The organism is Bacillus sp. EB106-04-02-XG92, assembly GCF_058791995.1.
The window spans coordinates 156508-168737 of the sequence record NZ_JBYTEA010000004.1; the positions used below are offsets into that span (position 1 = coordinate 156508).

A 12230-nucleotide genomic window follows, 5' to 3' on the forward strand; every position below is an offset into this window, starting at 1 on the left:
TGAAATTTTACTTTTAAGATGGGTCGTATTTCTAATGCAAGCGACAAAAAGTAGAGAGAAAACAAGACAGGAGAGTTTTGAATTACGTAGCAAAACGAAAAGAAATGGATGCTTACAATGGTTTAGTGAAAAAGTCGAATCGATATTTATAATCGGCCATCGCTATGTAATATATAAGCAAATAAATGGAGGATTTATGGAAAAGCAAAAAGGAAATAAGAAGACATATATATCTATTCGATTAAATATAATGTTCCTTTGCATATTTTTATTATTTTCAGCTATTATTATGCAGCTTGGAAAAGTGCAAATCGTAGAGGGAGAGGCTTATAAGAATCAAGTGGAAAACAGTCAAAATGCAACAACTAGCATTCCAGTTCCACGTGGACAAATACTAGATCGCGAAGGGAAAACAGTTGTTAATAATAAATCTCTTCGTACGATTACGTATACAAGGGCAAAGGGAATTACTAGTGAAGATATTTTAAAAACTGCAAAAGACTTGGCAAAAGTACTTGAAATGCCTGAACAAGATATAAACAAATTAACAGATATCGATAAAAAAGATTTTTGGATGCAGTTGAATACGAAACGTGCGGAGACAAAGATTACGAAAAAAGATATAGAGAAGTTTAAAGAAAAAGGTATAGAGGGAAAAGAGTTAGATAAAAAAATAGAAGACTTAAGACGAAGTCGTATTAAAGAAGCAGAATTGGCAGAATTAACAGCACAAGATTTAAAGGTGTTAGCGATTAAAAGTAAAATGAGCTCAGGTTATCAACTGACACCCCAAATTATAAAAAAAGATGTAACAGATCAAGAGTATGCGCAAATCAGTGAAAATCTTGCGGAGTTTCCTGGGGTAGATGCAACAGTTGATTGGGAGCGCAATTATGTAAATGGTGATTTATTTCGTTCCGTGTTAGGTAATATTACGAGTAGTGAAGAAGGTCTGCCAAAAGAAAATTTAGATTCTTATTTAGTACGCGGATATAACCGTAATGATCGTGTTGGAAAAAGTTATATTGAACAACGATATGAAGATGTGTTACACGGTACAAAAGAAGAAGTGAAAAATATTACAGATAAATCAGGAAATATTATAAACACAGAAATAATTTCTAAAGGAAAAAGTGGTAATAGTTTAACATTAACGATTGATATGGAATTACAAAAGAAAGTGGAAGAAAGTTTAGAGAAAAATTTGAGAGCTTTTAAGAGTTCAGAGACACTATTGGACCGAGCTTTTGTTGTTATGACGAATCCGAATAACGGACAGATTCTATCTATGGCAGGCAAAAGGATTGTAGAAAAAGAAGGGAAAATGGAAATCGAGGATTTGGCATTAGGTAATATGACAACTTCGTATGAACTAGGATCAGCTGTAAAAGGTGCAACTTTATTAACTGGATATGAGACAGGGGCAATACAACCAGGAGATCAATTTTATGATGCACCGATGAAATTTAAAGGTACACAAGCTAAGAAATCGTGGAATGTATCCGGATTTGGTAATATTAATGATTTACGAGCTCTACAAGTATCTTCGAATGTATACATGTTCCAAACAGCTTTAAAAATTGCGGGCGTTAATTACGTACCAAATGGTTCATTGGATATAAAACAAGAAGCATTTAATACGATGCGCTATTATTTTAAGCAATTTGGGTTAGGCGTGCCAACAGGTATTGATTTACCGAATGAAATAATTGGACAAACTAGAAAAGTAGATAGTCAGCCTGGTTTTTTACTAGATTTTTCTATCGGCCAGTATGATACGTATACGCCATTGCAATTAGCACAATATATTTCAACGATTGCTAATGGCGGTTATAGAATGCAACCTCAAATTGTACAAGAAATACGAGAGCAATCAATAAAAGAAGAGGTTGGCAAAGTTATTCGTTCTATAGATCCTGTCGTATTAAATCGGATTGATATGAAGACAGAGCATATTGATCGAATAAAAGAAGGCTTTAGATGGGTATTCCAAGAAGGTGATGGAACTGGTGTGAAGTATTTCAAAAATGCTCAGTACAAGCCAGCAGGAAAGACCGGGACGGCTCAAACTGTGTATGGTGGAGATGATCCGATTGGTAGAAATGCGAAAGGAGAACGTATGGAATGTTACAACTTAACGTTAGTTGGGTATGCTCCTTATGATAATCCAGAAGTAGCATTCTCTGTAGTAGTTCCGTGGCTTCATAACGATAAAAGTGGTATTAATTCTATAATTGGAAAAGAAGTTTTAGATGTATACTTTGATTTGAAAAAGGAACGTATACATGGTGAAGCTACTAGTACAGATAGTTCTAATCAAAATTAGTAAAATGTGAGTACTTTTCTCAGGGGAAGAGACTCTGTTTATATAAAAGACTTTAAAAGTTAAAAGAAGATTTGAAATAAGAGATAACAGTTATCCTAGTTGATATCTTTTATTTTGTTAATAATACCGATATTAATTATAAAGTTTTTTTAGTTTATGGAACAAACTTGTTTCGGTGATTGTCTATTATGTGTAAGTAAAAAAGTATTAAGATCTTGAAAGGAATGATGATTTTGAAAAACAAGAGGATGCTAAAGATAGGAATATGCGTTGGTATATTAGGTTTAAGTATTACAAGTCTACATGCTTTTACAGGAGGGGTGTTCCAAGTTGAAGCGAAAGAAAAGACAGCACCAGTTAAACATAATAATCATGGGACGTATAAAGAATTCTCTCAACTTGAGAAAAAATATGATGCTCGATTAGGTGTGTATGCTATTGATACTGGTACAAATGAAACAATCTCTTATCGACCTAACGAAAGGTTTGCTTTTGCATCAACCTACAAGGCGTTAGCGGCAGGGGTATTACTTCAGCAAAACTCTACTGAGAAATTAAATGAAGTTATTACTTATACGAAAGAAGACTTAGTGGATTATTCACCTGTTACCGAGAAACATGTAGACACTGGAATGACGCTAGGAGAAATTGCTGAGGCTGCTGTTCGTTATAGTGATAATACTGCCGGGAACATTTTATTTCATAAAATAGGCGGACCGAAAGGATATGAAAAAGCACTTAGACAGATGGGGGATCGGGTTACTATGTCTGATCGCTTTGAAACAGAATTAAACGAGGCAATTCCAGGAGACATTCGTGATACTAGTACAGCGAAAGCAATTGCTACAAATCTTAAAGCTTTTACGGTTGGAAATGCACTTCCAGATCATAAACGTAACATTTTTACAGAGTGGATGAAAGGAAATGCAACTGGAGACAAACTTATTCGTGCGGGCGTACCAACTAACTGGGTAGTTGGAGATAAATCAGGAGCAGGAAGTTATGGGACACGAAATGATATTGCTATCGTTTGGCCACCAAATAGAGCACCAATTATTATCGCAATTTTATCCAGTAAAGATGAGAAAGAAGCTACCTATGATAATCAACTTATTGCAGAGGCAGCTAAAGTTATAGTTAATGCTTTAATGTGATAGTATATGAATTTTACATTTGTAAAAATAATGTTATTGAAAGAATAAAGTTAGAAAACGATTCTTTTTCATGTGAAAAGAATCGTTTTTGTATTCTTATTATGAAAAAGATAAAAGTAAAAAACTTCAAATAGTTATTACGTATTTCATCTGGAATTTCAAATACTGCATTTTATTAACGTAAACAATTTTGAAAATATATAATATAATTCAGTTAAAATAAGTGTTTTATAAAAATATAAGGAGAGAATATGAACAAAAAGACTAAAAGAATCATATTATTTATTGTGACTTTAATAGGTATGAGTGTTTTTTTATATGTACAGAATAATTTAATTAGCATAACGAGAGTTGATATAACATCTAGTAAAATTCCTTCTACATTTAAAGGCTTTAAAATTCTACAAATTTCAGATTTACATAATAAAAAATTTGGCAACAATCAAGAAACTTTAATTCAAAAAGTAAAAGGTGAAAATCCAGATGTTATTGTTATTACAGGTGATCTAATTGACAGTAAATCATACGATGCAGAAGTAAGTATGGAATTAATACGAGAACTTGTAAAGAAGTATCCTATATATTATGTGACAGGAAACCATGAAAAATGGTCAGGAAAATATAATGATTTAGAGAAAGAATTAAAGAAACACCATGTTACTGTTTTAAGAAATGAACATGTAACGATTCATAAAGGGGAACAAAAAATAAATTTACTTGGAATTGATGATCCGGCATTTGTAGCTGGAAACCGTGATGAAGGAAATGTTGTAAAAGATGAAATTTTAAAAGCAAAATTTGAAATGAAGCCACATGCATATAACGTATTACTATCCCATAGACCTGAATTTCTGGCAGAGTATGCTAATGAGAAAATAGATTTAGTGTTATCAGGGCATGCTCATGGAGGTCAAGTTAGATTGCCATTTATCGGAGGATTAGTTGCTCCAAATCAAGGTATATTCCCTACATATACAGCCGGTTTATATGAAAAACAAAATACATCTATGGTAGTGAGTAGAGGCTTAGGTAATAGTGTCATTCCGCAAAGAATTTTCAATAGGCCAGAACTTGTAGTCGTACAGTTAAATTGAACTGTACGATTTTTTGTATATAAAAATAAATAGGCGATATGCATTTTATATAAGTTAACATTACAATTTTGTTAAAAATTTTCTTCGTTACATAAAGTAACAAAATTTGACCCGAAGAGTTTGTTATAGTGTAAATAATCAAAAAACTTAAAAATTAGTCGAGTGAAAAGTGTGATAAAGAATCTGTATAAAAACATAAAGGGGTGTACACATGCATAAAGAATATGAAATTGAAGAGTATACGGCGATTGAGGAACAAATACATTATTATTGTAAATGCTTATTAGTAAGTCATCCTGATCAAATTATAAAGTATTTAGAAAGAAGGTTAGAAAAATATGCAGAAACGTTACAATATGCCCATTTATATCCCGACACGGTTATATTACCGTTACAGCAGTTAGTTATCGAATATTCTTTAGATGTTGCTAGAATTAGGAAATATATGAATTTAAAAACGTAAAGTAAAATATATAATTTAAATGAAACAGAGTCGACTTTAAGAAATGATATTCTAATGTCGACTCTGTTTCATTGTTTAAGACTGAAAATACATACTAATCAATGAAGTTTGACATATAATTACGCAAGAGTAAAATAAAAGTGAGTACTCACTCATTTTTAAAAAGGGGGAAGAAAACGTGCAGCAACCTGCAATTATTTTACGAACCGTTTCAAAAAGTTTTGGAAAAAAAGAAGTGTTACACAATCTTGCATTGCAAGTTGAAAAAGCTGAGATATTTGGTTTAGTTGGGCCTTCTGGTTCAGGGAAAACGACACTTATTAAATTGATTGCTGGTATTAATGAGCCGACTAAAGGTGAAGTGTTTGTTTACAACACGAACATGCCTAATTTAAATGAAATGAAAAGAATTGGCTATATGGCTCAGGCGGATGCATTATACGAAGAATTATCAGCATATGAAAATGCAGATTTTATGGCAACAATGTATGGATTAAAGGGAAAGCATAAAAAAGAAAGAATACAAGAGGTTTTTGAACTTGTTCAATTATCACAACATATGAAAAAGCAAGTACAGCATTTTTCAGGCGGGATGAAGAAGCGTTTATCATTAGCGATAGCACTCCTTCATGAACCTGAAATATTAATTTTAGATGAACCGACAGTCGGGATAGATCCGATTCTTAGAAAAACAATCTGGGAAAAATTTTATGATCTTAAAAAGAAAGGTACTACCATTATTGTAACAACGCACATTATGGATGAAGCTGAGTTTTGTGAACGATTAGGGTTAATTAGAGAAGGAAAGTTAGTTGCGATTGGAACACCTGAAGAATTGAAAAAGCGAGTATCTTCAGGACGGATTGAAGATGTCTTTTTGTTTGATGAGGAGGTCCTATCATGAGAGTTACTGGTGTAATCATTCGTATTATTCGTCAATTTTTTCGGGATAAGCGTTCGTTAGCGATGATGTTTGGGGCACCTATGTTATTACTTTGGTTATTATCGCTAGTGTTTACACAAAAAGACTATGTACCGCATATCGCTGTTGTTGATATGCCCGCTCGGGTAGTAAAAATGATGAAAAATCAGGAAGCGTCAATTTATGAATATAGTAAAGAAAAGGCAATGTCTGAGCTGGAAAATCAAAAGTTAGATGCAGTAATTCGTTTGGAAAACGGAAAAATGAATATTGTATTAGAAGGTAGTGATTCGTCAAAAAATCGTGCTGTCCTTCAAATATTACAAAAAAGTACAGAGAAGAACGATGTATCAATTATGAAAACTGAAGTGAATTATTTACATGGTTCTAAAGATTTTACAATGTTTGATGGGCTTGGTCCTGTATTAATCGGTTTCTTTACATTTTTCTTTGTATTTATTCTATCAGGGGTCTCTTTTGTAAGAGAACGTTTAAGTGGTACTTTAGAAAGGTTATTATCGACTCCAATTAAAAGATGGGAAATAGTTGTAGGATATATTATTGGTTTTGGGATCTTTGCATTTATACAATCCATTATAATTGTAAGTTTTTCAGTTTATATTTTAGACTTGTATGTAGCTGGCTCCATATGGCTAACGCTACTTATTACATGCATGCTTTCTTTAACAGCATTAACGTTAGGGACGTTTTTATCAGCATACGCAAACAATGAATTTCAAATGATTCAGTTTATACCGCTTGTCATCGTGCCACAAATTTTCTTTTCTGGGTTGTTTCCAATTGAATCTATGAATAAGTGGCTTCAAATGTTAGGGAAATTATTTCCGCTCACATATGGCGCTGACGCAATGAGACAAGTGATGATTCGAAATCAAGGTTTTACAGAGATTGCATTAGATTTAACTGTTTTACTATTTTTCTCAGTATTATTTGCAATAGGAAATGTATTTGCATTAAAGAAACATCGGAAAATATAATGATGATACAAAGGGGCATTATAGATGAAGAAAGATTGGCTAGAAGAATTAATTGCCGCAACAAATACGGATAAACGAAATGAACGTCAAATGCGTATACTAGAGGCAGCTGTTGATATGTTTGGAGAAAAAGGATATGCTTCCACTTCAACAAGTGAAATTGCAAAGCGTGCTGGTGTAGCGGAAGGAACAATCTTTCGCTACTATAAAACGAAAAAAGATTTATTGTTAGCAGTCGTCATGCCAACATTAACAAAGTTTGCTGCGCCATTTTTCGTACAAGCCTTTGCAAAGGAAGTATTTAAGTCGGAATATAAATCATATGAAGCGTTTCTAAGAGTTGTTATTCATAATAGATTTGAATTTGCAAAAAAGCATTTTCCAATGATAAAAATATTAATTCAAGAAGTGCCATTTCAGCCAGAACTAAAAAATGAAATACAACATTTAGTAGAAACAGAGTTATTTTCACATTTTAAAAAGTTGATTGTAAAGTTTCAAGAAGACGGGGAAATTATTGAAATGCCGCCATCTTCTGTATTAAGACTTACTTTATCAGCTGTATTAGGTTTATTATTAACAAGATTTTTATTATTGCCAGAAGAAAAATGGAATGATGAAGTGGAAATTGAAAATACGATTCAATTTATATTGTATGGAGTAACGCCACGAAATTAATCATCGAAGTATGAATTATATATGTTACATTTAAGCAAAATAATAAATCGCCTTTAAAAAGGCGATTTATATTTGTTATATTTTTGATAAATAAGTACTTGTTTACGAAAAACATTCTAGATTAACGTACTTCTTTGTCTCTTCTTCTAAGACCTAATAATCCTGCTAGTCCTAATAAACCAAGCCAAGCCCAATTATTATTTCTATCACGATTATCATTTAAATCATTTGTCGTATTTACATTTCGAGTTCTCACATCATTATTAACTCTGTCTAAGTTATTGTCATTAACTCGAGTTGAAATATCAGTGTTATTAACTCTATTCATATGATTTCCATCGTATTCAGCTTGAGCAGATGTGCCTAAAAACATAATAGATAGTGCTAAAACACTTAAAATAGATGATAATTTTTTCTTCATAAATTCCCCTCCTTTCTTACGTATTAAATTCTCCAACTCTTTTGTGCATTATTCATATGACAGTATCAAACCATATTTATAAAGTGAACATCTTTACGTCGTAGAGTTAAATAACTGTTAAAATGTCATTGGAAATGTTTGTTAAAATATAAATAAAACAAACTTTGATTATGATACTAAACTTAGTACAATTTATATGGTAAGGACTAGTACAAAGGAGGTAATGAAATGCGACAATTTGCGAAACCAACAATTGTTGTAAGTAAATGTTTAGAATTTGAAGCTTGTCGTTATAATGGCGAGATGATTCCAGATGTAACAATACGAAATTTGCAGCCATTTGTTACATTTATACCTGTTTGTCCAGAAGTCGAGATCGGATTGGGGACTCCTCGTGAAACGATACGAATTGTAGAAGAAAATGGTGTGAATAAGCTTGTACAGCCGTCGACGCGGGAAGATGTAACTAAAAAAATGGAGCAATTTTCAAATGACTTTTTACAAACGATACCTGATGTGGATGGTTTTATTTTAAAGAATCGTTCGCCAAGTTGTGGTACCCGTGATGTGAAAATTTATTCTGGTTTTGAAAAAGCGCCAGCAAGAGGAAAGGGCTCTGGTTTATTTGGCGGAGCAGTAATAAAAAATTTTTCGCATCTTCCAATTGAAGAAGAAGGTAGATTGTCGAATTTTATTATTAGAGAACATTTCTTTACAAAGTTATTTACAATCGCATATTACAAAATGATCAAACATAATAAAAATATGAAAGATCTTGTATCCTTTCAGTCTGATAATAAATATTTATTTATGGCATATAATCAGGTAAAACAAAAGGAATTGGGGCGAATAATTGCAAATCACAAAAATGAAAAGATTGAAGTAGTATTTGAAAATTATGAGAAAACTTTATATGAATTATTTATGCGCACACCCCGTTATACATCGAATGTAAATGTATGTGAACATATTTTTGGATATTTTAAAACAAAATTGAAAAAACAAGAAAAAGATCATTTTTTAGATCTGATACAAAAATATAAAGAAAAGAAAAGCCCGCTTAGTAGTATACTTGCAATTTTAAAATCATGGGCTCTTCGATTTGATGAAAAGTATTTATTACGACAAACATATTTCGAACCATACCCTGAAGCTTTAGTAGAGATTTCAGATTCGGGTAAAGGTAGAGATTATTAAACAATAAATTACATATTTCGACAATAAAACTCCTATGTTGTTGTAGAACAATGTAGGAATTTTTTTGTGCATTAGTACAGGATCTGTTTTAAAATTAGATTATGACAGAATTATAACAATTATCTAACTAATATTCTTGTCTTTTAATCTGTAGTGTTTGCAGTAGAAACTCGCACGCTGTCGAAACTCAATATTCGATAAGGGGTGTGTAGCGGAATGGAATTTACTCTAACTCGCGAAAAACAAATGATTAAAGAAATGGTACGTGACTTTGCTGAAAAGGAAATCGCACCGAAAGCTGTGTATTATGACAAAACTGCGGAATTTCCATATGAAACATTTCAAAAAATGGGCGAACTAGGATTATTAGGCATCCCATTCCCTGAAGAGTATGGAGGTTCAGGTGGCGATACTGTATCGTACGCGTTAGCAGTTGAAGAAATTGGTCGTGCTTGTGGTGGAACAGGATTAAGTTACGCTGCAACAATTTCATTAGGTGCTTCTCCAATTTATTATTTCGGTACAGAAGAACAGAAAAAGAAATATTTAGTTCCAATGGCATCAGGTAAAACGTTAGGTGCTTTCGGATTAACTGAGCCGAATGCTGGATCTGATGCAGGTGGTACACAAACGAAAGCTGTATTAGATGGCGATGAATATGTAATTAGTGGTGAAAAGTGTTGGATTACAAATGCAGAGTATGCAAATACAATTATTGTAACCGCTGTCAACGGTGTTGAAGACAATGGTAGAAAACGCATTTCGGCATTTATTGTACCGACTACTAGTGAAGGATTAACGATCTCAAGTCCTTACGATAAAATGGGTGTCCGTGCTTCTAATACATGTGAAATCGTACTTGATGGTGTACGTGTACCGAAAGAAAATATTCTTGGTGATGTAAATAAAGGATTTAAACAATTCTTATATACACTTGATGGAGGACGTATTTCAATCGCAGCATTAGCTGTTGGTATTGCACAATCTGCATTTGAACGTGCGCTGCAATACGCGAAAGAACGTCAACAATTTGGAAAGTCAATCTCTAATTTCCAAGCGATTCAATTTAAATTAGCTGATATGGCGACTGAAGTAGAGCTAGCGCGTAATTTAGTACATAAAGCAGCTTGGTTAAAAGATAACGATAAACCTTTCGGTAAAGAAGCGGCTATGGCAAAGTTATTTGCATCTGAAGCAGCAAGCCGTATTGCAAATCAAGCAGTACAAATTCACGGTGGATACGGTTATATGCGTGAATATGAAGTGGAACGACATATTCGTGATGCGAAACTATTAGAAATTGGTGAAGGAACTTCTGAAATTCAACGTCTCGTAATTGCTAGACATTTAGGATGTAGATAAAAGGGAGGAATCACTATGTTTCAAAAAATATTAATTGCTAATCGCGGGGAAATCGCAGTTCGTATTATGAAAACTTGTCAAAAACTTGGCATTCGCACTGTTGCTATTTATTCTGAGGCTGATGAAAACGCCCTACATGTAAAAATGGCAAATGAAGCTTACTTAGTAGGTGGGTCGCGTGTCCAAGAAAGCTATTTAAACCTTGAAAAAATTATTGAGATAGCTAAGAAGACAAATGCTGAAGCAATCCATCCGGGATATGGATTATTATCTGAGAATCCGTCTTTTCCGGTTCGCTGTAAAGAAGAAGGAATTGTATTTATCGGACCGTCAGAAGAAATCATTACGAAGATGGGAAGTAAAATTGAATCACGTATTGCAATGCAAGCTGCAGATGTCCCAGTAGTTCCAGGTATTACTACAAATATTGAAACTGCTGAAGAAGCAATTGAAATTGCAAAACAGATTGGTTATCCATTAATGTTGAAGGCATCCGCAGGCGGCGGAGGCATTGGAATGCAGTTGATGGAAACTGAGCAAACGCTCACCAAAGCATTTGAAAGTAACAAAACAAGAGCGCAAAACTTCTTCGGTAACGGAGAAATGTATTTAGAACGCTATATAGCAGATGCGCACCATATTGAAATTCAGCTTTTAGCAGATACACATGGTAATACAGTGTATTTATGGGAGCGTGAATGTTCAGTACAACGCCGAAATCAGAAAGTAATTGAAGAAGCACCTTCACCATTTTTAGATGAAGGTACACGAAAAGCGATGGGTGAAGTTGCTGTACAAGCTGCCAAAGCTCTAGGATATACAAATGCTGGTACAGTTGAGTTTCTAGTTGATGATCAGAAAAACTTCTATTTCTTAGAGATGAATACGAGATTACAAGTAGAGCATCCAGTTACAGAAGAAATTACTGGTTTAGATCTTGTAGAACAACAACTTCTAATTGCATATGGTGAGAAATTATCGTTTACACAAGATGATGTAAAACGTAGTGGTCATGCCATTGAGGCACGTATTTATGCAGAAGATCCGAAGACTTTCTTCCCATCACCTGGGAAAATTACAGATTTAACGCTTCCAACAAATGTACGTATTGATCACTTTTTAGAGAATCAAGTAACGATTACACCTTTCTATGATCCAATGATTGCGAAAGTCATTGCTCATGGTGAAACTCGTGAAGAAGCAATTTTGAAATTACATGATGCTTTAGAAGAATTAAAGGTAGAAGGCATTAAAACGAACACGCCAATGTTAATTCAAGTTTTAGAAGATGATGTGTTCAAAAGCGGTATTTATACGACGGGTTTTGTAACGAAACAACTTGTTAAAAAATAAGATTTAACAATATTAAGGGGGAAAAAATGATGACGAAAGTATATGCATCGATGGCGGGAAATGTATGGAAGATTGTTGTAGGAGTAGGAGATACAGTAGAGGAAGAGCAGGATGTCGTCATTTTGGAATCTATGAAAATGGAAATTCCAATCGTTTCAGAAGAAGCTGGCACAGTTATGAAAATTAATGTGCAAGAAGGCGATTTTGTAAATGAAGGAGATGTATTGCTAGAAATTGAATAGGGAGATATAGGGGGAAGCGA

The 12230-nt window shown here is 33.5% G+C and carries 12 protein-coding genes; 11 read left to right on the top strand and 1 reads right to left on the bottom strand.

Annotated features, from left to right (window positions below):
- Positions 1-196 precede the first annotated feature (196 nt).
- From AC3WVA_RS12225 to AC3WVA_RS12255, 7 genes are all read left to right on the top strand, one after another.
- A complete protein-coding gene (locus tag AC3WVA_RS12225; RefSeq protein WP_098520688.1) occupies positions 197-2326 on the top strand; it encodes a peptidoglycan D,D-transpeptidase FtsI family protein in 2130 nt (709 codons plus the stop codon).
- 224 nt (positions 2327-2550) lie between these two features.
- Positions 2551-3480: a class A beta-lactamase Bla1 gene (gene bla, locus AC3WVA_RS12230; protein WP_411470214.1), complete on the top strand. Its 930-nt coding sequence runs from the start codon at positions 2551-2553 to the stop codon at positions 3478-3480.
- Positions 3481-3731: 251 nt separating this feature from the next.
- A complete protein-coding gene (locus AC3WVA_RS12235; RefSeq protein ID WP_492321936.1) occupies positions 3732-4574 on the top strand; it encodes a metallophosphoesterase in 843 nt (280 codons plus the stop codon).
- Between the two features lie 211 nt (positions 4575-4785).
- Positions 4786-5037, top strand: coding sequence for a hypothetical protein (locus AC3WVA_RS12240; protein ID WP_048529963.1), 252 nt, complete (start codon positions 4786-4788; stop codon positions 5035-5037).
- Between the two features lie 178 nt (positions 5038-5215).
- Positions 5216-5941: an ABC transporter ATP-binding protein gene (locus AC3WVA_RS12245; protein WP_141539530.1), complete on the top strand. Its 726-nt coding sequence runs from the start codon at positions 5216-5218 to the stop codon at positions 5939-5941.
- Positions 5938-6957: an ABC transporter permease gene (locus AC3WVA_RS12250; protein ID WP_098880947.1), complete on the top strand. Its 1020-nt coding sequence runs from the start codon at positions 5938-5940 to the stop codon at positions 6955-6957. Before AC3WVA_RS12245 ends, AC3WVA_RS12250 begins: the two co-directional genes overlap by 4 nt.
- A 24-nt stretch (positions 6958-6981) precedes the next feature.
- Positions 6982-7635: a TetR/AcrR family transcriptional regulator gene (locus AC3WVA_RS12255; protein WP_098345186.1), complete on the top strand. Its 654-nt coding sequence runs from the start codon at positions 6982-6984 to the stop codon at positions 7633-7635.
- Between the two features lie 121 nt (positions 7636-7756).
- Here the strand turns inward: AC3WVA_RS12255 and AC3WVA_RS12260 are convergent, their stop codons facing one another.
- The gene (locus AC3WVA_RS12260) at positions 7757-8056 is read right to left on the bottom strand and encodes a WGxxGxxG family protein (protein WP_000728148.1); all 300 of its coding nucleotides are present in this window, start codon (positions 8054-8056) and stop codon (positions 7757-7759) included.
- 228 nt (positions 8057-8284) lie between these two features.
- Between AC3WVA_RS12260 and AC3WVA_RS12265 the strand changes: the two genes are divergently transcribed.
- The 4 genes from AC3WVA_RS12265 to AC3WVA_RS12280 all read left to right on the top strand — a co-directional run bounded on the left by AC3WVA_RS12265 (position 8285) and on the right by AC3WVA_RS12280 (position 12210).
- Positions 8285-9253, top strand: coding sequence for a YbgA family protein (locus AC3WVA_RS12265; RefSeq protein WP_098345184.1), 969 nt, complete (start codon positions 8285-8287; stop codon positions 9251-9253).
- A 216-nt stretch (positions 9254-9469) separates the two neighbouring features.
- Positions 9470-10615: an acyl-CoA dehydrogenase gene (locus AC3WVA_RS12270; protein ID WP_001994329.1), complete on the top strand. Its 1146-nt coding sequence runs from the start codon at positions 9470-9472 to the stop codon at positions 10613-10615.
- 15 nt (positions 10616-10630) lie between these two features.
- Positions 10631-11968 carry an acetyl-CoA carboxylase biotin carboxylase subunit gene (locus AC3WVA_RS12275; protein ID WP_098880946.1) on the top strand — a complete coding sequence of 446 codons (1338 nt, stop codon included), beginning with the start codon at positions 10631-10633 and terminating at the stop codon, positions 11966-11968.
- Between the two features lie 26 nt (positions 11969-11994).
- A complete protein-coding gene (locus AC3WVA_RS12280) occupies positions 11995-12210 on the top strand; it encodes an acetyl-CoA carboxylase biotin carboxyl carrier protein subunit (protein ID WP_001985297.1) in 216 nt (71 codons plus the stop codon).
- Positions 12211-12230: the final 20 nt, after the last annotated feature.